The sequence below is a fragment of the Paraburkholderia sp. BL6665CI2N2 genome (genome assembly GCF_004366535.1).
Taxonomy (GTDB): Bacteria; Pseudomonadota; Gammaproteobacteria; order Burkholderiales; family Burkholderiaceae; genus Paraburkholderia.
Map to the genome: position 1 here is coordinate 2,904,318 of NZ_SORC01000001.1, position 23,152 is coordinate 2,927,469.

Here is a 23,152-nt window from a genome sequence, read left to right on the forward strand (position 1 = left end):
TGCTCTATTTTTGTTTCGGTGCGAAAAGCGCGAGCAGGTTCTCAATCGAGAACATTGCAATGCAGACGCTGGCAATAACCGGAATGCAGTAACGCAACGATTCGGGCAAACCGATAATGGGAATCCGGTCTTCAGCGGTGGCCTCGACCATCTGCAGACAGCCGAAGAAAACCATCACCGCAAACACGATCAGGCAAATATGCTGAAACGACGTGGCGATGAGCTGTCCTTTCGGCGGCAATTTCTTCACGAGCGAATCGAGACCGATATGGCCGCCTTCGCGCACCTTGAGCGCGGCGCCGAACATGGCGATCACGATCACCAGCAAAAGTGCGATGGGCTCGACGAAATCCGGTGCATCGCTGAAGACGTAGCGCATCACGACGCTGTAAATCACCAGCAGGCTCAGCACGGCGAGACTCAGCGACGCCACGATAACCAGCGCACGGAACAGAAAATCATTTGGGCGCTTCATGAATCTCATTGGACCCGTCCTTGCATTCGACCGACCTGTCTTTTTCTTTAATATTCAGCAATCTGCTCGACTTTTCAGTTCAGGAAGCGCACAGCGGCAAGGCCTGCGAAATCTTCTCGCAGGCCCCTCACGACTTCACCGCTGGATAGCTTCCGTTCAGGCGAACCTTATTTGACTGCCTGGATCTCGTCGACGAGCTGCTTCATTTGCGGGGTCTTTTCGTACTTTGCCCACACAGGCTGCATCACCTTGACGAACGCGGCACGATCGATCTGCGTCGAAGCGACGATGGTCGCGCCGCCCTTCGTGACCGTCTTGCTCGCGTCGGCTTCACGCGCGGTCCACAGCTTCTGGTAGTACGGCACTGAGTCCGCCGCGGCCTTCTTGATGATGTCCTGCTCTTGCGGCGTCAGCGTGTCCCACACTTTCTTCGAGAACACCAGCACTTCCGGTGTCATCGAATGCTGGGTTTCGGAGTAGACCGGCGCCACTTCGAAGTGCTTGGTTTCTTCGTACGACGGCAGGTTGTTTTCAGCGGCATCCACCAGACCCGTCTTCAGGCCCGTATAGACTTCGGCGAACGGCATCGGCGTGGGCGTGCCGCCCATTGCGCGGATTTCGTCGACCATCAGATCGGACGGCTGCACGCGGACCTTGAGGCCCTTCATGTCAGCCGGCGTGTGAATCGGCTTCTTCGTGTAGATGGAGCGCGCGCCGCTCTCGTAGAACGTCAGCGCGATCATGCCCTTCGCCTTGAAGGCATCGAGAATCTTCTGGCCTTCCGGGCCGTACATCACTTTGCGGAAATGGTCGATATCGCGGAACAGGAACGGCAGCGACGGGATCATCGATTCGGGCACGATCTCGTTGAACGCGGCACCGTTGGCGCGCGCCATGTCCAGCGCGCCGATACGCACCTGATCGATCGTGTCGTTTTCGGAGCCCAGCGCGCTATTGCCGAAGACCTTCACGGAATCCTTGCCGCCGGTTGCCTTATTGATCTGTTCCCCCATGTATTTCACGGCCATGTTGGTCGGGTACGTGTCGCCGTGCACGTCGGACACGCGGAACACACGCGCTTGTGCCGACACGGTGCTGAATGCCAGCACCGAAGCTGCGACGATCAGCGAAACACGGGAAGAGGCAAACTTCTTGTTCATCGTGAAATTCCTTGAAAAATTGACCATCCAATCGATTGCGGAAGGCCCGCTTGCGGGTGCTACCCGCGGATGCGACATGGTTTGCTGCGTCTCCCGGCTCGGCGCTCGCCACCGCTTGCGGTCACTCACGCGTTGCCATGCTGGTCTGTGCAACGTCCCCGGCGCAGATGCTCAGCACTCCTGTCAGCCAACTCGACTCTTTTACTTTTGCTTCAACTGCATCGGCTTGCGTCTCGTGTGCGAGTAGTCGCGCACGTCGACGCCGCCTCCTTCACACCGAAAATTCGAAATTCAAAGAAAGGAATTTGTTTGGGCTTATATGTTGTACGACGACATATGAAGTCTATAAAACGAGGTTTGAGTTGTACAGACGGTATTTACCCGCACCAGGAAGGCGTCCGGCACGCATGACCGATCGACCACGCGGCGAGTCCATGCGCCGGTGGGCACGGCGCTGGAGGGGTAAAACCGGGATGCCTTGGACGCGCTGTTTTATCGCAAAAATGTGACAACAGCGTAGCCTTTACACCACAATGTTGTACGACGACCTATGAATATCGAGCACATAAGCAAAGGGCGCCGAACATGCGCGACATGTCCGGCGCCCTTCTCTCGCACGCTCCGCTTACAGTTCGCCGGCAAACTCCGACTCGGGCAGCCCGGTTACGCCAGGACGCACGGCGAACAGATGGCCGTCGTGCTCGCTCGCGTTCGCAGCGGGACGAATCGACGTGACGAACAGCGTATCCAGACCGCGCCCGCCGAATGCGCACATGGCCGGCTTGATGGCCGGCACCGCAATCCGCCGGTCCAGCTTGCCTTCGGGTGTGAAGCGCAGCAGCAGGCCCGCGTCGTTCGCACAGATCCAGTAGCAGCCGTCGGCGTCCACCGCGGCGCCATCGGGACGGCCCGCATGGTGATTCAGATCGGCAAACACGCGACGGTTGCGCGGCTCGCCAGTTTCGATGTCGTAATCGAATGCCCAGATTTGCCTGCGCAACGGGTGCGAGTCCGATAGATACATTGTCGTGCCATCCGGCGACCACGCGAGGCCGTTCTGCGTGATGAGCCCTTCGACGACCGGCGCGGACAGCACGCCACGTTCATCGAATCGATACAGCGCACCGGCCGGCTTGGCGGCCGCCATGTCCTGCACCATCGTGCCGGCCCAGAAGCGTCCTTGCCGGTCACAACGGCCGTCGTTGAAACGCATGTCATCGCAAGCGAAGGCCGGCGCGGCGAGCTTGCGCCCTGTCACCTGCAGGGGTTCGCCGTTGGCCGAAGATTCAGTCAGCGAGACCGCGAACAGCCCAGTCTCGCAGCCGGCCAGCACCGTACCCCGATGATCGAACGCGATGCACGCGACTTTCTCCGGCAGCAGCCATTCCGAGCGCTCGCCTGAATGGATCCGCGAGCGCGCGATCTTCCGCGCCGGAATATCCACCCAGTACAGCGCTTGCTCGTTAGCACGCCACACCGGACTCTCGCCGACCGAAGCCGGCGCTTGGCCCCCCGCCTCGACCCGCTCCACGCGCGGGTTCGCCGCGGCGCTCACCGCTTCGGCTCCATCGGGCCGGCGAGCACGAACGGGCCGCCCTGGAAACGCTGGGTCGGGTCGTCGAGATCGGCAGTGGGCGCCGTGACCGGAAACAGATGCTCGAATTCCACCGAACTGTCCTGCGGACGAAAACCGAGAAACGCGGCCTTGGTGTTGTCCACCCATTTGGTCCGGTTATCCGACACACCGTAGACGATCGCGTGACCCACGCGGTTGGTGAACAGCGAGCAGCGCACCAGTTCGATGAGGTCGCGAAAGCTCAGATAGGTCACGAGCATGCGCGGATTCTTCGGCTGCTCGAACGATGAGCCGATCCGCAGACACACCGTTTCCAGACCGAAGCGATCGAAGTAGTAACGCGACAGCGATTCGCCGAAGCACTTCGTCACGCCGTACAGGCTATCGGGACGCAGCGGCGCGTCGATATCGACCACTTCCGTCACCGGATGAAAACCCACGGCGTGATTCGAGCTTGCATACACGATGCGCTTCACGCCCTGCTTCTGCGCCGCCGAATAGAGGTTGTACAGGCCACGGATATTCGCTTCGAGCAGATCTTCGAACGGTGCTTCGACGGAAATGCCGCCGAGGTGAACCACCGCGTCCACGCCTTCGAGCAGCGCGTGAACCGCGGCTTCGTCGGCGATATCGACGATCGAGGCTTCTTCATGGGCCGCCACGTCGCCGAGCGGCGCGATATCCGTCACGCGCACGATATCGGCCCACGCGGCGAGCGCGCCGCGCAATTGCTTGCCGAGGTTGCCCGCCGCGCCGGTGAGCAGCAGACGGCGGAAGGGTTTCTGTGCCGCGCCGCGGTCAAGGTTCGAGTCAGTCATGTTTCTATTGGGGTAAGTGTGATCGGATCGAGCAAGCCGGCCGGATCAATCAGGTCACCGGCGCCGGATTGAACAGCGTCAACGCATTGTGGAGCTTGAGCTTTTCAGCGCAGGTCTCCTTGCGGCCGCTGGCGACGTCGAGCATCAGACGGAACAGTTCCCAGCCCACCTCTTCGATCGTCGCCGCGCCGGTCGCGATCGTACCGGCGTTGATGTCCATCAGGTCATGCCAGCGGCGCGCCAGATCCGAGCGCGTCGCGACTTTGATGACGGGCACTTCGGCGAGGCTGTACGGCGTGCCGCGGCCGGTGGTGAACACGTGCAGGTTGATACCCGCCGCGACCTGCAGCGTACCGCAGATAAAGTCGCTAGCCGGCGTGGCCGCGTAAATCAGGCCTTTCTGTTTGACCTTCTCGCCCGGCGACAACACGCCGGAAATCGCTGAGTTACCCGACTTGATGATCGAGCCCATCGCCTTTTCGACGATGTTCGACAAGCCGCCCTTCTTGTTGCCCGGCGTGGTGTTGGCGCTGCGGTCCGCGCCGCCGCGCTTCAGATAATCGTCGTACCACTGCATTTCGCGGATGATCGCCGCGGCGACCTCCGGGTTGGCCGCGCGCGCCGTCAGTTGATCGACGCCGTCGCGCACTTCGGTGACTTCGGAGAACATAACCGTGGCGCCGGCTCGCACGAGCAGATCGGTCGCGTAGCCCACGGCGGGATTCGCGGTGAGACCGGAGAACGCATCGCTGCCGCCGCACTGCACGCCGATCACGAGATCAGACGCCGGACACGTCTCGCGGCGGCGATTGTTCAAACGCTTCAGATGACCGTCAGCCATTCGCATGATCGACTCGATCATCGACTGGAAGCCAATGTGCGATTCATCCTGCAGCACGACGACGTCGCCATTCAGATCCGCCTCGATATCGCCGATGTCCGCGACCTCGGCCACGTTCGCGGCCGCGGCGATCGGAATCGTGCCGGGCGGCATCAGGCGCTCGGGCTGCAGCTTCTCGCAACCGAGGCTGACCATCATCACCTCGCCGCCGAAATTCGGATTCAGGCTGATGTTGCGCACGGTGCGGATCGGCACCATCGCGTCGGGCGCGTCGATCGCGACGCCGCAACCGTAGGTGTGGCCGAGGCTCACCACGTCGTCGACATTCGGATAGTTCGGCAGCAGCTCGGCCTTGATGCGCGTCACCGCGTGTTGAACCACGTCGGCCACGCATTGCACCGTAGTCGTGATGGCGAGAATGTTGCGCGAACCGACCGAGCCGTCCGCGTTGCGATAGCCCTCGAACGTGTAGCCCTCGAGCGGCGGCATTTCCGGCGCCTTGATCGTGGCTATCGGCAAATCTTCCAGTCCCGGCGGGCTCGGCATGCGAATCACGTGTTCGTTGATCCAGCTGCCTTTCGGCAGCGCCTTCAGCGCATAGCCGATCACCACGTTATAGCGGATGACCTCGTCGCCCTCGGCCAGGTCGGCCAGCGCGACCTTGTGGCCCTGCGGCACACGCTCACGCAGCGCCAGACCATCGGGGAAGACGGCGCCCTCACCCAGACCGCCGTCGTTGACGACGATCGCGACGTTGTCGTTGGGGTGAACGCGAATGTAGAGCGGAGATTGTTCCATTGCCTCGATCCTTATGGCGGCGTACGCCTGCTGCGCCAAACTATTCATACGTCATCCTACAACATGAAAGATTGCGCGGACGTTCCGTATTTACCCTAGGGCAGGCATTATGCCGTGAAAACATCGTTGAGTTAGCCGATTTGTTGTTGTACGATGACGTATAAGAAATCTCAATTCCTACTTAATTGAGCTTCCACGAACCTTTCCGACGCTCTGGATACTTATCATGACGACACCGCAGGAACTGAAGCAGATTGTTTCCGAAGGCCTCCTGTCTTTCCCGGTCACCGACTTCGACGAACAAGGCGATTTCCGCGCCGATACCTATGCTGAGCGCCTCGAATGGCTCGCGCCTTACGGCGCGTCGGCGCTGTTCGTCGCCGGCGGCACGGGTGAGTTCTTCTCGCTGACGCACACCGACTATTCGAACGTCGTGAAAACAGCCACCGAAGTCTGCAAAGGCAAGGTGCCGATTCTGGCCGGCGCAGGCGGCCCGACGCGCGTCGCGATCGCCTACGCACAGGAAGCCGAGCGTCATGGCGCGAACGGCATTCTGTTGATGCCGCATTACCTGACGGAAGCCTGCCAGGAAGGCATCGCCGCGCACGCCGAAGAAGTTTGCAGGTCCGTGCCGAACATGGGCGTGATCATCTACAACCGCGCGAACTCCAAGCTTAACGCCGATATGCTCGAAGGTCTGGCCGAGCGCTGCCCGAACCTGATCGGCTTCAAGGACGGCGTGGGCGAAATCGAGAACATGGTGACGATCCGCCGCCGTCTCGGCGAGCGCTTCTCGTATCTCGGCGGCCTGCCGACCGCTGAAGTCTATGCCGCGGCGTACAAGGCGCTGGGCGTGCCGGTGTACTCGTCGGCGGTGTTCAACTTCATTCCGAAGACCGCGATGGACTTCTACCGCGCGATCGCCGCGAACGACCACGCAACCGTGGGCAAGCTGATCGACGAGTTCTTCCTGCCGTATCTGGCGATCCGCAACCGCCGCGCTGGCTACGCGGTCAGCATCGTCAAGGCCGGCGCGAAGCTGGTCGGCCACAGCGCCGGCCCGGTCCGCGCACCGCTGACCGATCTGACGGAAGAAGAAATGGGCAAGCTGGACGCGCTCATCAAGTCGCTCGGCCCGCAGTAATCGGATTGACGTAATCGGATTGACGTAATCGGATTGACGTAATCGGATTGACGTAACCGCAGCAGTCGACACCCGGCGGCCGCGCGAACGATGACCGCATAAACGGCACCGCAAAGAGCGCCCGGGACGGCAACGTCGCCGGGCCTTTTTGTACCGCCGCATGAGCACGTATCGACAGGCCCGCGGCTGCATAGTGCGGTCTCGCTGCCAGGGAGAAGTCCGCTCCCGTGCATAAGAAATTCAGGAGATGACCATGGAAATGAGCCGCACCGCGAGTGCCGCCCACGTCGCAAAGCGCACCCGAGTCCGCTACGCAATCCTGTTGCTGATCTTTCTGATCACAACCTTCAACTATGCGGACCGCGCCACGCTGTCGGTGACCGGCTCGGCCATGCGCGCCGAGTTCGGCTTCGACGCGATCCGCATGGGCTACATTTTCTCGGCGTTCAGTTGGGCCTACGTGCTCTCGCAACTGCCGGCCGGCTGGTTGCTGGATCGCTTCGGCGCACGGCGCGTTTACGCGGCAAGTATTTTCTTCTGGTCGCTCTTCACTTTGCTGCAAAGCTCGATCGGTCTGCTGGGCAGCGCGGCAGCCGCCGTCACCGCGCTGTTCGCGCTGCGCTTCGCGATGGGCGCGGCCGAGTCACCGGCGTTTCCCGCCAATGCCAAGGTAGTGGCGAGCTGGTTCCCGACCAACGAACGCGGCACGGCGTCGGCCATTTTCAATTCGGCGCAGTACTTCGCCGCCGTGGTGTTCACGCCGCTGATGGCGTGGCTCACGCACGCGTTCGGCTGGCACATGGTCTATGTCGTCATGGGCGTGATGGGACTTCTGCTCGCGCTCACGTGGCTGAAGGTGATGAAGAATCCCGCCGATCATCCGCGTGTTTCGCGTTCAGAACTGGAGTACATCGAGCAAGGCGGCGGCGTGGTCAACGGCCAGAAGACAACCCGCCCGGCCGGCAGGATCGAGCACACCGGCGGCTGGTCTCTGGTTCGCCAACTGCTCAGCAACCGAATGCTGCTGGGCGTCTATCTCGCGCAGTACTGCATCAACGTACTGACCTACTTCTTCCTGACCTGGTTTCCGATCTACCTCGTGCAGGCGCGCGGCATGACGATTCTGCAAGCGGGTCTGGTCGCCTCGCTGCCGGCGATCTGCGGATTCTCCGGCGGTGTGCTCGGCGGCATTCTCTCCGACGGGCTGATCCGCCGCGGCCATTCGCTGACCGTCGCGCGCAAGGTGCCGATTGTCGGGGGCATGCTGCTGTCGGTGTGCATCATCGGCTGCAATTATGTGTCGACCGACTGGGTCGTCGTCGCGCTCATGTCGCTTGCGTTCTTCGGCAAAGGCATCGGCGCGCTCGGCTGGGCGGTCGTCGCCGATACATCGCCGCGGGAAGCGCTCGGTCTCTCGGGCGCGATCTTCAATATGTTCGGCAACGTCGCCGGTATCGTGACGCCGATCGTGATCGGCTATCTCGTGGCGAAGACCGGCTCGTTCAACGGCGCGCTGGTGTTCGTGGGCATCAACGCCCTGCTCACGGTGTTCAGCTATCTCGTGATCGTGAAAGACATCAAGCGGGTCGAACTGCGGCCGAGCTGATCGCGTAGCGGTTATCGTACTTCCCAGCGGACGGCGAAATGAGCGTTGCGGGAGGGTGAAACGCAAACGGGAAAGGATTCCGGCGCGGTATCGGACGCCGGTCCGAAAAATGACATGGCGTGGTTATAATCAGTCGTCAGACGACGGTATAATGAAACGCATGAAGTGTCTGCAACTATCTGATTCAAGGGGCGTTTTCGATGGCTACACCACTGGCATCCGCGGCACCGCCACGACGCGCGCGTAATCTTGCCGAGTTCGTCGTCAGCTACGTCACCGAGCAAATTGCGTCCAACGCCTTGAAGCCCGGCGACAAACTGCCGACCGAATCGCAACTCATGGTCACGCTGAGCGTGAGCCGCACCGTGATTCGCGAGGCGATTTCGCGTTTGCAGGCGGGCAAGATCATCGAGACGCGGCACGGCATCGGCAGCTTCGTGCTGGAGCCGCAGCGCGAAAAGCTCGGCATCGACATGGTCCCCGCCACCACCTTGCGCGACGTGTTGTCCATCCTCGAACTGCGCATCAGTCTGGAAACGGAGTGCGCGGGTCTCGCGGCCCAGCGCGCCAAGCCGGACGACCTTGCCCGCATGCGCACCGCGCTCGACGCGATCGAAGCTACGCGCCACAACGGGCTGGACAGCGTGGACGCCGATCTGCAGTTTCATATCTCGGTGGCGCGCGCCACCGGCAACCGCTATTTCGTCGACATCCTCACGCAAATGGGCAGCGCGCTGATTCCGCGCAACCGGCTCGATTCGGCGGGCATTGCGCGCGCGGAGCCGGATGCGTATCTGTCGCTCGTCAACCTCGAGCACGAAAGCATTCTCGAAGCGATCTCGCGACATGATGCAGAAGGCGCGCGCGCGGCGATGCGCATGCATCTGTCCAATAGCCGCGAGCGCTTGCGGCGGGCGAATGAAGCTGCTGAGGCGAATAGCTGATTAACCTTGCCGTTGAATCGGGTTCGCCAAAGCGGACGCAATAAAAATATGGCCGGGATATCCCGGCCATATTTTTTACTTCACTTAATCACCCGCCAATTAGCTGCGCGTGATCTCGCCATCACGACGGCGCCACAGATCCAGCGGATTGCTGTCGGTCAGCGCTTCCGGCAGCAGATCGGCCGGGAAATCCTGGTAGCACACCGGACGCAGGAAACGCTCGATCGACGTCGTGCCCACCGACGTCGCGCGGCTATCGGACGTAGCCGGGAACGGCCCGCCGTGCACCATCGCGTGCGACACCTCGACGCCCGTCGGGAAACCGTTCACCAGAATCCGCCCGGCCTTGCGTTCGAGAATCGGCACCAGCTTTTTCGCCGACGCCAGATCGGCGCTGTCCATCTGCACCGTGGCCGTCAACTGGCCGTCGAAGTACTCGGCGACCGCCAGCAGTTCCTGCTCGTCCTTGCAGCGCACGATAGTGGACGCCGGGCCGAACACTTCGTCTTCCAGCGCCGGCGTGGCGAGGAACGTCTGCGCATCGGTCACGAACAGCGCCGCGCGCGCCTGGGTCGGGCCGGTCGTATCGACACCGCGAGCCACGGCTTCGACGCCCTTGATCGCGGCCAGCTTGCCCTCGCCTTCCTCATAGGCCGCGCAGATGCCCGACGTCAGCATGGTCTGCGCGGGCTTGCCGCTCAGCGCGTCGGACGCCGTTGCAACAAACGTCTTGAGCGCGTCGCTGTCGACGGCAATCGCGAGACCCGGGTTGGTGCAGAACTGACCGGCGCCGAGCACGAGCGAATCGACGAAGCCACGCGCGATGCTCTCGCCGCGCGCCGCCAGCGCATTCGACAGCAGAAACACGGGGTTGATGCTGCTCATTTCCGCATAGACCGGAATCGGCTCGGCACGCGCCGCCGCCACGCGCATCAGCGACGTGCCGCCCGCGCGCGAACCGGTGAAGCCGACCGCCTTGATCGCCGGATGCGCGACCAGCGCCTCGCCGACGGAATTGCCCGCGCCGACGATCATCGAGAACACGCCTTCAGGCAAGTCCATTTCCTGCGCAACCCGCTGGATCACGCGGCCGACCATCTCCGAGGTGCCGAGGTGAGCGCGGTGCGCCTTCACCACCACCGGACAGCCGGCCGCGAGCGCGGCCGCCGTGTCGCCGCCCGCCACCGAAAACGCGAGCGGGAAATTGCTGGCGCCGAATACCGCGACCGGGCCGAGCGGAATCTTCTGCATGCGCAGGTCCGATCGCGGCAACGGCTTGCGTTCCGGCAGCGGCGAATCGAGCGTGGCGGCGAGCCACTGGCCGGCGCGCACGACTTGCGCGAACAGCTTGAGCTGGCCGGTGGTTCGGCCGCGTTCGCCTTCGAGACGCGCCTTCGGCAGACCCGATTCCTGGTGCGCGCGTTCGATCAGCGCATCGCCCAACGCCGTGATGCCGTCGGCGATACGCTCCAAGAACTCCGCGCGCACCGTGAGCGGAAGTTGACGGTACGGATCGAACGCTTGCTGCGCCAACTCACACGCCTGTCCGACAAGCGCCGCCGAGCCGCTGCCGAAAACCGGCTCCGCGATATCGGATCCCGTGGCAGGATTGAACGCATGCAATGGTTTTTCCTCGCCGCGCACCGCTTTGCGGCCGATCAGCATTTCGCCGGTAATTGTCATTTGCTTTCCTTGAGTGAAGGCCTAAGATATAAGTCATCCTACAACATTGTGAGGCGTGCGCGCAACCTGAAACGCTTGCCTGGCGAGGAATTCGGGTTAACGTGACCGTTACAATCGGCGAGGCCGGTGCTAACCTGCTATCAAGACATACGACGACCTATAACTCATGTTGAGCCGTCTTCGGAGCTTGCCCGATCCATTGTCGCTTGAGGAAACCCGCCCATGCCCGCCGTCACACCTTACCAGCCCTTACCCAATAGTTTCCGCCGAGCAGTCTGCGGCGGCGAAACCCTGATCGGCTGCTGGGCGTCGCTCGCCAGCCCGATCGTCACCGAGCTGCTCGGCATTGTCGGTTTCGACTGGATGCTGCTGGACGCCGAGCACGCGCCGAACGACGTGCTCACGCTGATTCCTCAACTGATGGCGCTCAAAGACAGCGCCAGCGCGCCGGTCGTGCGGCCGCCCGCCAACGACAGCGTGTTCATCAAGCGACTCCTCGACAGCGGCTTCTCGAATTTTCTGGTGCCGTTCGTGGAAAGCGCCGACGACGCGGCCCGCGCCGTCGCCGCCACGCGCTATCCGCCGCAGGGCATTCGCGGCGTGTCGGTGAGTCATCGCGGCAACCATTATGCGACCGTGGCCGATTACTTTAGCGTCGCCAACGACAACGTCTGCGTGATCGTGCAGATAGAAAGCCGCAAGGCTGTCGATGCGATCGACGAGATTCTCGCCGTGGACGGCGTGGACGCCGTGTTCGTCGGCCCATCCGACCTCGCGGCCGCTTACGGCCAACTCGGCAACGCGAATCACCCGGACGTGCAGGCGGCGATCGCGCACGTGTTCGAACGCGCGCAGGCCGCGGGCAAGCCGAGCGGCATCCTCGCCCCGGTGCAGGCCGACGCCGAGCGCTATATTTCCATGGGCTGCCGCGTCGTCGCGGTGTGCGCGGATATGGGGCTGCTGAAAGGCGCCGCGCAGACGGTTCAGAAACACTTCATGCAGAAACAGGCGGGCCAGCAGTAACCCGGCCGCCATGACATCTTCGGAGCATTCCATGCAAAAAGCAGGCTTTATCGGACTCGGCATCATGGGCAAGCCCATGGCCGCGAACCTTCTCAAGAACGGCGTCGCGCTGGCGGCATTCACGCGCAGCGGCGTGCCCGACGATCTCGTCCAGGCGGGCGCCGTCGCATGCGATAGCCCCGCGGCGGTCGCCGCGCAGGCCGACGTGATTTTCATCATGGTGCCGGATACACCTGACGTCGAGCGCGTGCTGTTCGGCGAGCAGGGTCTCGCGAGCGTGTTGCGCGCGGGACAAACCGTGGTGGACATGAGCTCGATTTCGCCGATGGCCACGCGCGAGTTCGCGGCCCGCGTGCGCGAGAGCGGCGCGGACTATCTGGATGCGCCGGTTTCCGGCGGCGAGGTCGGCGCCAAGGCCGGCTCGCTGACCATCATGGTGGGCGGCGAAACCGCGACCTTCGATGCCGTCAAGCCGCTGTTCGACATGATGGGCAAGAACGTCACGCTGATCGGCGGCGTCGGCGCCGGCCAGGTGTGCAAGGTGGCCAACCAGGTGATCGTCGCCGCGACGATCGAGGCTGTGGGCGAAGCGCTGCTGCTCGCCTCCAAGGCCGGCGTCGATCCGGCGCGCGTGCGTGAAGCGCTGATGGGCGGCTTCGCGTCGTCGCGCATTCTCGAAGTGCACGGCGAACGCATGACCAAACGCACTTTCGATCCGGGCTTCCGCATTGAACTGCATCAGAAGGATCTGAACCTCGCGCTCTCGACCGCGCAATCGCTCGGCGTGTCTCTGCCGAATACCGCCACCTGCCAAGCTCTCTTCAACGCTTGCGTCGCGCACGGCGGCAAGGCGTGGGACCACTCGGCAATGGTGCGCGCGCTCGAGTTCCTCGCCGATCACGAGATTGGCCAGAAAACCGCTTAAGCCGCACGCCGCTTTTTGATGCGCCGCTCCGCTCGCCGTGAAAGATAGGCAAGCCGCGGCGCATTCGTGCGTTCACCCCTCTGCCGTGAGTTGACAAAAGTTGCGCCGTTTCTATCGGCAGAGTTTTTTTACAAATATTAAGGATGCCTTACGTAAACAATCGGTTTTGACGAACTGCTCTGCATCCCAAAAGTAGCAACGATTACTGATAACGCCCGCAAAGGGCAAGGAGACATCCGTGGCAAACATAGATAAAACCAGCGGCAAGCGGGCAGCATCGAAAACACCCGACCCGGCCGAACCGAATTCGCCCGCTCGCCGCGCGTTTATCGTGCTGGCGGGTACATCAGCGGGCGCGACGCTGCTCGGCGGCCTGTCCGCTTGCGGCGGCTCCGTCAACGGCGGGACAACCACGCCGCCGGTCGTGCAGGATCCGATCTGGGGCACCTCGGGCGCCGCGACACAGATCATCGCGTCCCTGCAGGGCATCAACCAGTCGATGTTTCCCACACGCGACTTCCTCGTCACGCAGTACGGCGCCGCACCGTGCACCGTCGTCGCCGCGACCAATCCGTACACAGGCTCGGCGTCGGCCGCGAGCCCTGGCTCGAACCAGACCAACGCCGCCGCTTCGTTCGACTCGCGCCCCGCGTTTCTCGCTGCAATTCAGGCCTGCAACGCCGCGGGCGGCGGACGCGTGGTCGTGCCGGCCGGCACCTGGTACTGCGCCGGACCGATCGTGCTGCTGAGCAACGTGAACTTCCACCTCAGCGCGAATTGCACGATCTATTTCAGCCCGAACCCGGCCGACTACGCGAAGGACGGCCCGGTCGCGTGCGGCGCCAACGGCAATCTGTTCTATAGCCGCTGGCAGGCAAACGATTGCCTGAACTACGGCTCGCCGGTGTACGCGCGCAACCAGACCAACATCGCGCTGACCGGCGAAGACGCGACCTCGGTGCTCAACGGACAAGCCATGACGCCGTTCGCCGGCAGCGGCAATAGCGCCACGTGCTGGTGGACCTTCAAGGGATCGAATGGCGCGTACGGTTGCGTCAATTCGTCGACGCCGTCACAGGTGTATCTCAATCCGAAGAACGTCGACCTGAAAACCGCCGCGCCGGGCATCTCCGATGCGCTGTATGCGCAGCTGACCAGTCCCACGACGCCGTGGCAGGAGGATCAGAACTACCTGCCCGCGCTCTCCGAAGCCGGCGTGCCTATCGCGCAGCGAATCTTCGGCGTCGGCCACTATCTGCGTCCGTGCATGGTCGAGTTCATCGGCTGCATGAATGTGTTGATGGAGAACTACTGCACCAACAATACGCCGTTCTGGCAGCATCATCCGACCGATTGCAAGAACGTAGTGATTCGCGGCGTGACGACCAACAGCATCGGCCCGAACAACGACGGCTTCGATCCGGACGCGTGCGACAACGTGCTGTGCGACAGCGTCACGTTCAACACCGGCGACGACTGCATCGCAATCAAGTCGGGCAAGGATCTGGATACGCAATACGGCCCCGCGCAGAATCACGTGATCCAGAACTGCATCATGAACAGCGGCCACGGCGGCATCACGCTCGGCAGCGAAATGGGCGGCGGCGTGCAGAACATCTACGCCCGCAATCTGCAGATGCTCAATCAGAATTGGGCGACCAATCCGCTGAACATCGCGATTCGCATCAAGACGAATATGAATCGCGGCGGCTTCGTGAAGAACTTCTATGTCGATACCGTCACGCTGCCGAACGGCGTCAGCCTGAAAGGCGCGGGTTACGGCAGCGCATTGCTGAGCGGGAGCCCGATCAACGCCACGGTGCCGCTTGGCGTCGTGACGGCGAGCGCGGCCAATCCGTCGGCGGCACAGGGCGGCCTGATCACGTTCGACTGCGACTATCAGCCGGCCAACGACGCCATTCGCATCCGGCCGGCGGTCGTGCAGAACGTGAACATTTCGAACGTGAAGGCGAGCAACGTGACGCTTAACGGCGTGACCGGCTCGTGCTTCCAGGCGATCGTCGCGCAAGGACCCGTCGCGTTCGACTACAACGGCGCGGCCCCGACGCCGACTATCCCGCCGATTACCGGCGTGACGATCTCGAACTGCAATCTGGGCACGGCGGTGTCGGCCGGACCCGCGAGCGCGACCACGCCCGGACCGATCTACGCGTACAACGTGAACGGTATTACGTTGAACAATGTGGTGATCGGCGCGACGACCTATAACACGACGGTGGTTGATAAGCGGTAAGCGGTAAGCGATTGAACGGCTGGGCGAAGCGCGAGCTTCGTCCAGCCGTGAGGACTGAAACAACGCAGTGAACAAGAGCAAAAAAAATGGCGACGCCCGAAAGCGCCGCCATTTTCATTTCCCGATTCGCTCAATCAGCGTCCGGAACTCATCGTCACTTAACGCGCCTCACTTGGCCACCGCACTCACCGGCGTCCAGCGCGGCTCGGGCGTCTTGTCGGCGCTCTTCGCCAGCAGACACACAACCGCAGCCGCGATGATGTCGAACACCGCCAGCACCACGAACAGCGGGCTGTAGCCGACCTGCGTAACCAGCACGCCGAACAGCGCCGTGAACGCAGCCGCGCCCAGGTAGCCCGCCATGCCGCCCATGCCGGTCGCGGTCGCGACTTCGTTCTTGCCGAACATATCCGACGTGATCGCGTACAACGCACCCGACAAGGTCTGATGCGCGAACCCGCCGACGCACAGCAGCGCCACCGCCACATAAGGACTGGCCACGAGGCCGACACAGGCCGGTCCGATCATGAACAGCGCGCCGACCACGAACACCATTTTCCGCGACGTGAACAACGACACCTTCGCGTACTTATGAAACAGCGGGCTGAGGTAGCCGCCCAGCACGCAGCCAATGTCGGCTGCGAGAAAAGGCATCCATGCATATAGCGCGACTTCCTTCAGATTCATGTGACGCTCGGTCATCATGTACAGCGGAATCCACGCGTTGAAGGTCTGCCAAGCCGGCTCGGACAGAATGCGCGGAATGCCGATCGCCCAGAAGTCACGGCTGCCGAGCATGGCAAGCCAGCTGCGCTTGGCGGCGCCGGCGTCGCTGTGCTTCGCTTCCTGACCGCTCAGAATGTAGTCACGTTCAGCATCGCCCAGCAGCTTCTGATTGCGCGGATGTTTGTAGAGCACCATCCACAGCAAGCTCCACACGATCCCGGCCACGCCGACTATCACGAAAGCCAACTGCCATTCGCCGTGCAGCAACGCCCACACCACCAGCGGCGGCGCCAGCAACGCGCCGATCGACGAGCCGATGTTGAACCAGCCGATCGCGACCGAGCGCTCCTTGGCCGGGAACCACTCGCTCGTCGCCTTGACGCCGGCCGGAATGCCGGCCGCCTCGGCAATGCCGAGCAGCCCGCGGAAGAACGCAAGGCTGCGCCAGCCCGTCGACCACGCCGCCGCGGCGCATGCCAGCGACCAGGCGAGCGCGAACGCCGCGAAGCCGATCTTGGTGCCGACCGTGTCGAGCAGGAAGCCCGCGACCGGCTGCATGAATGCATAGCAAAGCTGCCACGCCACGACCACGTGCGCATACTGCTCGGTAGTGATGTGGAGGTCTTTCATCAACGTCGGCGCCGCGACTGACAGCGTATTGCGCGCGAGGTAATTGATAATGAGTCCGGCCGCGACCAGACTGACCATCCACCAGCGGATGCCCTTGATTTTCATTGCTGCGTCTCCTCGTAATCCTGAACGGCTTAAACAGGCCGCGTGGCGGAAGCGGCCGAGCCGTCCGGTGCGGTGTCATCGCGCGAATAATCGATACCCACGAAGCTGCCGCCCTGGAAGCGCTGGCCCAGCGCGTCGAGCGGATTCGGACGCGCAAGAATTTCTTCGGCGTAGACCTCGGCATCCTGCGTCGGCTGATAGCCCAGACGTTCAGCGCCGCTGTTGTCCCACCAGCTGCGTGCGTTGGCCGACACGCCCCAGATGGTCAGGAAGCCGACGTTCTCCGCTTCGACACAGCGATCGAGGAAATGCAGCAGATCGCGATGGCCGAACCAGGTGCTCAGGTGCCGAGGCTCGGTCGGGCGTTCGAGACAACTGCCGATGCGCACGCAAACACTCTCGATGCCGTGCTTGTCCCAATACATTCTGGCGAGCGCTTCGCCCCACACTTTGCTCAGTCCGTAGAAACCGTCCGGGCGCAGTTCGCAGTCGAGGCTCAGATGCTCGGTGACCGGGTACATGCCGATCGCGTGATTGGAGCTCGCGAACACGATGCGCTTCACACCTTGCCGGCGTGCGCCTTCGTACACTTCGACGAGTCCGCGCAGATTGTTTTCGATGATCTCGGGCAGCGGACGCTCCACGCTCGTCCCCGCGAAATGGATCAGGACGTCGACGCCTTCCAGCAGACGATCCACGACAGCCGGATCGCGCAGGTCGCCGTGCATCACGTCCTCGCCATCCACGAGCGGCACAAGGGCCTTCGAGCCCGCCGCCGAACGCAACGGCGTGCCGCGCGCGACCAACGCGGCGCGTACCACCGAGCCTAGCTGGCCGCCGGCTCCACTGAGAGCAATCTTCTTCATAAGCTTCCTTTCCTGCGCCGCGCGCGATCGAACTTGGGTACAGCACTCGCTTCTGTCATCACGGCAGTGTTTGCCGGCTCAGCGTTAGTTGTACGATAACGTACTATCAGCGATGCCAGACCGGATTTCAATTAGGCACTTACCCTTATTCGTACTCGCTACAATCCAGTTTCCCCTTATCAAACAAACAAATACCCTCCGACTATTTATGTGACATCGTATAACTAAAAATGAGTTCTTACGCAGATGCACGGCGTGAACAACCGCGCCGGCCGCTCCGCGCGGACGCCCACAATCGCGTAGACTTAATGCGCTCCCGTTTAAGCCGATCTGCCGCCATGACCCGGCGCAGCGCCCTTCTTCGATTCATCATTTAGCGCCGCACGTCACCATGCTCACTGCCCACTGTCCAGTGCAACCCGTTGCCGTGCCGGCTGAATCAGGCGTCGCGCGTTTCTACGACGCGCCGGACCTGGCCGACGCATACGCCGTCCGCTTGCCCGAGAACGCCATCGGCGATCCTGAATTGCTCGCGCGCTTCGTGTTCACGCATCAGGCGGGATGGGTCGCGAAACTGATGAGCGTGCGCGATGCGATCGTCGCGCGTGCCGGCTTGAAGACTGCGAGGCAGTTACGCAGCATCAAGGATCCGGCTGCCGCAAGGGAGCGCCTCGACATCTTCAGGGTCTACACGCGTAGCGCGCACGAGATCATTCTCGGCGAAAACGACCGTCATCTCGACTTCCGGGTTTCAGTGCTGCAGCAGACCCGCAGCACGCGCGAAGGCAGTTCGCGCTATCTGATCCTGTCGACCGTCGTGCATTGCCACAATCGACTCGGCCGTTTCTATATTCTCGCGATCGCGCCGTTCCACCGGCTGGTGGTGCGCTCGTCGTTGCGACGAGCCGCGCGGATCGGCTGGCCGACAGCCTGAAGAGGCTCGAACCGCGGGCGCGAAGGCCCGCGGTTCAGGTTCGAGTGCGACCGGGCGCGCGTGCCTGCACGCGACCCGCCGCACCCGGGGCATCAATACTAATCACCGCAGCGCCGCATCACGACCCGATAAACTCCAGCAGGTCGCCGTTCACCTTGGCGGCCTCGACGGTGCACATGCCGTGCTGGCCACCCGGATAGACCTTCAGCGTGGCGTTCTTCACGATCTTCGCGGTCAGACGGCCGGCCGCATCGATCGGCACGATCTGGTCGTCATCGCCGTGCAGCACCAGGGTCGGCACGTCGATCTTCTTCAGGTCTTCGGTGTAATCGACTTCGGAGAACTGCTTGATGCAGTCGTACAGTCCCTTGATCGAGCCGGCCATGCCCTGGACCCAGAACGAATCGATCACGCCTTGCGACACCTTCGCGCCCGGACGGTTGTAGCCGTAGAACGGCAGCGCGAGATCCTTGAAGAACTGCGAGCGGTCGTCTTCGACACCTTTGCGGATGCCGTCGAACACGTCGATCGGCGTGCCGTTCGGATTGTTCCCTGTCTTCAGCATCAACGGCGGCACCGCGCCGATCAGCACGGCCTTCGCGACGCGTTGGGTGCCATGCCGGCCGATGTAATGCGCGACTTCGCCGCCGCCTGTCGAATGGCCGACGAGCGTGGCGTCCCGCAGATCGAGATGTTCGATCAGCGCCGCGAGATCGTCGGCGTAGGTGTCCATGTCGTTGCCGTCCCACGTCTGCTCCGAGCGGCCATGCCCGCGCCGGTCATGCGCGATCACGCGAAAGCCCTTGCTGCCGAGAAACAGCATCTGCGCGTCCCAGGCGTCCGCGCTCAACGGCCAGCCGTGCGAAAAGACGACCGGGCGGCCCTTGCCCCAGTCCTTGTAGAAAATGCTCGTACCGTCTTTCGTCTTGATCGTGCTCATCTGCTGACTCCTTGTAGTTGAAGTCTGCCGTTGCCGGCAGGTGGATGATGCGTGGCTTCTCGAAGCATTCTCGCGGCGCGCGACACGACGCCCATTCAGGCACGACATGCCCTGCACCACATCTGGATGACGGATTCGCGACGCGCCGGGCCGTTCGGCTGGTCGGTACGTCGGCTATGACTATTCGAAGCGGATAACGGGAAAAAACATTGGACTGGCTATACGGTGTGCACGCGCAACTAGCATGCGCTGTTTTGAAAAAAACTGCCGTCTGGCTGCCTTCATGGTATGGGCAATCGGGCTTGATGGCTAGCCGCCGCGCGCATGGAAAGTCGGTTCGGACGGAGCGATTGTCGGTTGATGACGAGCGAATCCCAATTGCCGAATATCGCCTTGCCGATCGAATCGCCGAGCAAAGTCGTGGCTGCCGCGGGAAACACGCAGCCGCGTCAGAAGCGTAGAACGCGCCGCGCGACAATGCTGCAGCGCGGTCGATTGCCGCAGTTGCGCAGCCAAAGTGAGCAACCGCCCGCATCGTGCTCAGCGATGCGATCACAAAAACTTGATATTCATCAACGGTTTGCCGTCCCAAAAAAGAAAATCACCATAAAACAAGGCGGTTTTTTGACGCACGTCGCGTCGCAGCACGAAACTCGACCATCCCCTACTCTTGCGCCATCTGCCCAGCGCAGTGCGCACCGACAACAGTCGACGCGCGTAGTCCGCCCTCACGGACCCCACGCACTTCAAGTACGTCACGCTCATGAACTCCGCTCTATCGGCATTCGATCTTGCCCGCATCCAGTTTGCGTTCACCGTCTCTTTCCACATCGTTTTTCCGGCGCTCAGCATCGGCCTCGCCAGCTTCATCGCCGTCCTCGAATGGCGCTGGCTGAAAACCCGCAAGGCGTACTACAAAGACCTTTGCCTGTTCTGGTCGAAGATCTTCGCGGTGGCCTTCGGCATGGGCGTGGTTTCCGGCGTCGTAATGAGCTATCAGTTCGGCACCAACTGGTCGGGCTTCTCCAGTTTCGCCGGCCCCGTCACCGGCCCGCTGTTGATGTACGAAGTGATGACCGCGTTCTTCCTCGAAGCGGGCTTCCTCGGCATCATGCTGTTCGGCTGGCAGCGCGTGAGTCCGCGCGCGCACTTCGGCGCCACGCTGATGGTGGCGGTCGGCACGCTGATCTCGACCTTCTGGATTCTCGCCTCCAATAGCTGGATGCAAACGCCGCAAGGCTTCGAAGTCGTGAACGGCCGCGTCGTGCCGCTCGACTGGTTCAAGATCGTGTTCAATCCGTCGTTCCCGTACCGGCTCGCGCATATGGCGCTCGCGGCGTTCATCGTCGCGGCGCTGGTGGTGTCGGCGGTCGGCGCGTGGCATCTGCTGCGCGGACGGCGCGATCCGGCCGTCAAGAAAATGTTCTCGATGGCGCTCTGGCTGCTGCTGATTCTCACTCCGATCCAGGCGTTCGTCGGCGATCAGCATGGGTTGAACACGCGCAAATATCAGCCGGCCAAGATCGCGGCGATCGAAGGCCTGTGGGATACCGAAAAAGGCGGCACCGCGCTGAACCTGTTCGGCATTCCCGACATGCAGGCGGAAACCACGCGCTACGCCGTGTCGATTCCGCATCTCGGCAGCCTGATCCTCACGCATAGCTGGGACGGCGAAATTCGCGGCCTTAAAGAATTCCCGCCTCAGGACCGGCCCAACTCGACGGTGGTGTTCTGGAGCTTTCGCATCATGGCCGGCCTCGGCGTGCTGATGATCGTGATGTCGGTCGCCGCTTGGGTGCTGCGCCGCCGTGGACGCCTGTTCGAATCGAAGTGGTTCCAGCGCGTTGCCGTGGCAATGGGGCCGACGGGTTTCATCACGCTGCTGGCCGGCTGGGTCACCACCGAAGCGGGCCGCCAGCCGTGGGTGGTGTACGGCGTAATGCGCACCTCGCAGGCCGTGTCGCCGCTCACCACGCAGCAGGTCGGCATTTCGCTGATGACGTTCGTGGTCGTGTATTTCCTCGTGTTCGGCACCGGGGTCTACTACATGCTCAAGCTGATGCGCGCGGGTCCGGCTCTGCCCGGACACACGCCGCACGACGCGCCGGAGCGCTCGCCAAACGAGACCGCGCGCCGCCCGCTCTCCGCCGCCGATCGCATGATCGACGCCGCCTGAACCACCCTGCTGCAGCAGCAACTTGCGATAGAGAAAAACATGGACGTAACCGTAGTGTGGGCCGCGATCATCGCGCTGGGCCTTTTCATGTATGTGGTGCTGGACGGCTTCGATCTGGGCATCGGCATCGTCTTCCCGTTCTTCCCCGATGAGAAGGAACGCGACCTGATGATGAACACCGTCGCGCCGGTGTGGGACGGCAACGAAACCTGGCTGGTGCTCGGCGGCGCGGGTCTGTTCGCCGTGTTTCCCGCGGTCTATTCGACCGTGCTGTCCGCGCTGTATCTGCCGCTGATCTTCATGCTCGTGTGTCTGATCTTTCGTGGCGTGTCGTTCGAGATTCGCGCCAAGGCGAATCGTACGAAGCATTTGTGGGATCTGGCGTTCATCGGCGGCTCGGCGGGCGCGACGTTCTTTCAGGGCATTGCGCTGGGCGCGTTTCTGCAAGGCATTCCCGTAGTCGATGGCGCATATGCCGGCGACGCCTTCGGCTGGCTCACGCCGTTCAGCCTGCTCACGGGCCTCGGACTCGTGGTCACGTATGCGCTGCTCGGCTGCTGCTGGCTGGTGGCGAAGACCGAAGGCGATCTGCAACGCCGGCTGCATCGCGTGGTCTGGCCGCTGACCGTCGTGCTGCTCGGCTTCGTCGCGATGGTCAGCCTGTGGACGCCGCTGCAGGATCCGAATATCGCGCAACGCTGGTTCCACGACGGCCTGTTCTACCGTCTGCTGCCGGTGCCGTTCCTCGTGGCGGTCGCGGCATTCCTCATGCATCGCGCGGTACGCGAGCGGCATCACAACACGCCGTTCGCGCTCGCGCTGCTGCTGGTGCTGCTCGGCTACGCGGGGCTGCTGGTGAGCTTGTGGCCGTATGCGATTCCGTCGAGCATGACGCTCTGGGAAGCGGCCGCACCGCGCTCGAGCCAGATGTTCACGCTGGCCGGCGCGGCGGTGATTCTGCCGATCATCATTGCCTACACGACGATGGGTTATTGGGTATTTCGCGGCAAGGTGCGTCATGGCGACCAACATCACTATCACTAAGCAGGCGGACTCCGGCGCGACTCACGGCGCATCGACAGCAGCCGCGGCAACGGCGCGCAAACTGCCGGGCTGGCTCTGGTTTATCGCGCTGTGGTGCTTCGGTGTGGGCTCGGCGATGTCGCTCGGATTCGCATTCAAGATTCTGATGAATGCGACGTTATTTGCAGTCAAATAGAGACTGCTTCCGCACGCTTCGATCCGGCGCGCATAACCTTCGGAATCCTTGATGGATGCCTTCAAAAAAGGGCCGTTCCGCTCGTCTACCATGCAAGCCGGAACCTATGCGCGGGAGACCTGCCTTACAGATCATGCGGCGCATCGGACCAATCGGCGATTTAACGAATACACGGTTATATAAGCGGCCGCCGGAAGGTGCGCCGCGCCACCGATCAGGCATATGATCGCGGGGTGGGCGGCAATGATGCGATTCACGAGGCTAGAAGTAAAACGAGACCCTATAACGGCGGTAGCCCACATCGGGCAG

At 62.4% G+C, this 23,152-nt stretch carries 19 protein-coding genes; 10 read left to right on the forward strand and 9 right to left on the reverse strand.

What is annotated here, in order from left to right:
• Nucleotides 1–4 precede the first annotated feature (4 nt).
• The 5 genes from B0G81_RS12900 to garD all read right to left on the reverse strand — a co-directional run bounded on the left by B0G81_RS12900 (nt 5) and on the right by garD (nt 5,668).
• Nucleotides 5–484 (reverse strand): TRAP transporter small permease, encoded by a 480-nt coding sequence (locus B0G81_RS12900; protein WP_106280592.1) that lies wholly within the window; start codon nt 482–484, stop codon nt 5–7.
• 158 nt (nt 485–642) lie between these two features.
• A complete protein-coding gene (locus B0G81_RS12905; protein WP_106280590.1) occupies nt 643–1,635 on the reverse strand; it encodes a TRAP transporter substrate-binding protein in 993 nt (330 codons plus the stop codon).
• 625 nt (nt 1,636–2,260) lie between these two features.
• Complete coding sequence (locus B0G81_RS12910) at nt 2,261–3,190, reverse strand: SMP-30/gluconolactonase/LRE family protein (RefSeq protein WP_134135987.1); 930 nt, start codon at nt 3,188–3,190, stop codon at nt 2,261–2,263.
• Nucleotides 3,187–4,029 carry an NAD(P)-dependent oxidoreductase gene (locus tag B0G81_RS12915; RefSeq protein ID WP_116121301.1) on the reverse strand — a complete coding sequence of 281 codons (843 nt, stop codon included), beginning with the start codon at nt 4,027–4,029 and terminating at the stop codon, nt 3,187–3,189. Before B0G81_RS12915 ends, B0G81_RS12910 begins: the two co-directional genes overlap by 4 nt.
• A 49-nt stretch (nt 4,030–4,078) precedes the next feature.
• A complete protein-coding gene (garD, locus tag B0G81_RS12920; RefSeq protein WP_134135989.1) occupies nt 4,079–5,668 on the reverse strand; it encodes a galactarate dehydratase in 1,590 nt (529 codons plus the stop codon).
• A 226-nt stretch (nt 5,669–5,894) separates the two neighbouring features.
• On the opposite strand from garD, the gene kdgD reads away from it, so the two are divergent.
• The 3 genes from kdgD to B0G81_RS12935 all read left to right on the forward strand — a co-directional run bounded on the left by kdgD (nt 5,895) and on the right by B0G81_RS12935 (nt 9,362).
• A complete protein-coding gene (kdgD, locus tag B0G81_RS12925) occupies nt 5,895–6,812 on the forward strand; it encodes a 5-dehydro-4-deoxyglucarate dehydratase (RefSeq protein WP_134135991.1) in 918 nt (305 codons plus the stop codon).
• 253 nt (nt 6,813–7,065) lie between these two features.
• Nucleotides 7,066–8,418, forward strand: a complete 1,353-nt coding sequence (locus tag B0G81_RS12930; RefSeq protein ID WP_106280581.1) for an MFS transporter — start codon at nt 7,066–7,068, stop codon at nt 8,416–8,418.
• A 200-nt stretch (nt 8,419–8,618) separates the two neighbouring features.
• On the forward strand, nt 8,619–9,362 hold the full coding sequence (locus B0G81_RS12935) for a FadR/GntR family transcriptional regulator (protein ID WP_106280579.1): 744 nt from the start codon (nt 8,619–8,621) through the stop codon (nt 9,360–9,362).
• Between the two features lie 99 nt (nt 9,363–9,461).
• Here B0G81_RS12935 and B0G81_RS12940 read toward each other — a convergent pair whose 3' ends face one another.
• Nucleotides 9,462–11,045: an aldehyde dehydrogenase (NADP(+)) gene (locus tag B0G81_RS12940; protein ID WP_134135993.1), complete on the reverse strand. Its 1,584-nt coding sequence runs from the start codon at nt 11,043–11,045 to the stop codon at nt 9,462–9,464.
• A gap of 222 nt (nt 11,046–11,267) precedes the next feature.
• Between B0G81_RS12940 and garL the strand changes: the two genes are divergently transcribed.
• The 3 genes from garL to B0G81_RS12955 all read left to right on the forward strand — a co-directional run bounded on the left by garL (nt 11,268) and on the right by B0G81_RS12955 (nt 15,247).
• Nucleotides 11,268–12,068 carry a 2-dehydro-3-deoxyglucarate aldolase gene (gene garL, locus B0G81_RS12945; protein WP_134135995.1) on the forward strand — a complete coding sequence of 267 codons (801 nt, stop codon included), beginning with the start codon at nt 11,268–11,270 and terminating at the stop codon, nt 12,066–12,068.
• A gap of 31 nt (nt 12,069–12,099) precedes the next feature.
• Nucleotides 12,100–12,993 carry a 2-hydroxy-3-oxopropionate reductase gene (locus B0G81_RS12950; protein WP_243856434.1) on the forward strand — a complete coding sequence of 298 codons (894 nt, stop codon included), beginning with the start codon at nt 12,100–12,102 and terminating at the stop codon, nt 12,991–12,993.
• A gap of 238 nt (nt 12,994–13,231) precedes the next feature.
• Nucleotides 13,232–15,247, forward strand: coding sequence for a glycoside hydrolase family 28 protein (locus tag B0G81_RS12955; protein ID WP_134135997.1), 2,016 nt, complete (start codon nt 13,232–13,234; stop codon nt 15,245–15,247).
• A 168-nt stretch (nt 15,248–15,415) separates the two neighbouring features.
• Here B0G81_RS12955 and B0G81_RS12960 read toward each other — a convergent pair whose 3' ends face one another.
• On the reverse strand, nt 15,416–16,708 hold the full coding sequence (locus B0G81_RS12960; RefSeq protein ID WP_134135999.1) for an MFS transporter: 1,293 nt from the start codon (nt 16,706–16,708) through the stop codon (nt 15,416–15,418).
• 29 nt (nt 16,709–16,737) lie between these two features.
• Nucleotides 16,738–17,574: an NAD(P)-dependent oxidoreductase gene (locus tag B0G81_RS12965; protein WP_134136001.1), complete on the reverse strand. Its 837-nt coding sequence runs from the start codon at nt 17,572–17,574 to the stop codon at nt 16,738–16,740.
• Between the two features lie 391 nt (nt 17,575–17,965).
• On the opposite strand from B0G81_RS12965, the gene B0G81_RS12970 reads away from it, so the two are divergent.
• A complete protein-coding gene (locus B0G81_RS12970; RefSeq protein WP_134136003.1) occupies nt 17,966–18,508 on the forward strand; it encodes a DUF2867 domain-containing protein in 543 nt (180 codons plus the stop codon).
• 118 nt (nt 18,509–18,626) lie between these two features.
• Here B0G81_RS12970 and B0G81_RS12975 read toward each other — a convergent pair whose 3' ends face one another.
• Nucleotides 18,627–19,448: an alpha/beta hydrolase gene (locus B0G81_RS12975; RefSeq protein ID WP_134136005.1), complete on the reverse strand. Its 822-nt coding sequence runs from the start codon at nt 19,446–19,448 to the stop codon at nt 18,627–18,629.
• A 763-nt stretch (nt 19,449–20,211) separates the two neighbouring features.
• Here B0G81_RS12975 and B0G81_RS12980 point away from each other — a divergent pair.
• Genes B0G81_RS12980 through B0G81_RS12990 form a run of 3 tightly spaced genes read left to right on the forward strand, consistent with a single transcriptional unit; the run spans nt 20,212 to nt 22,843 of the window.
• Nucleotides 20,212–21,624 (forward strand): cytochrome ubiquinol oxidase subunit I, encoded by a 1,413-nt coding sequence (locus B0G81_RS12980; RefSeq protein ID WP_134136007.1) that lies wholly within the window; start codon nt 20,212–20,214, stop codon nt 21,622–21,624.
• Between the two features lie 39 nt (nt 21,625–21,663).
• A complete protein-coding gene (gene cydB / locus B0G81_RS12985) occupies nt 21,664–22,668 on the forward strand; it encodes a cytochrome d ubiquinol oxidase subunit II (RefSeq protein ID WP_116144100.1) in 1,005 nt (334 codons plus the stop codon).
• The gene (locus tag B0G81_RS12990) at nt 22,643–22,843 is read left to right on the forward strand and encodes a hypothetical protein (RefSeq protein ID WP_116121286.1); all 201 of its coding nucleotides are present in this window, start codon (nt 22,643–22,645) and stop codon (nt 22,841–22,843) included. Before cydB ends, B0G81_RS12990 begins: the two co-directional genes overlap by 26 nt.
• Nucleotides 22,844–23,152 lie beyond the last annotated feature (309 nt).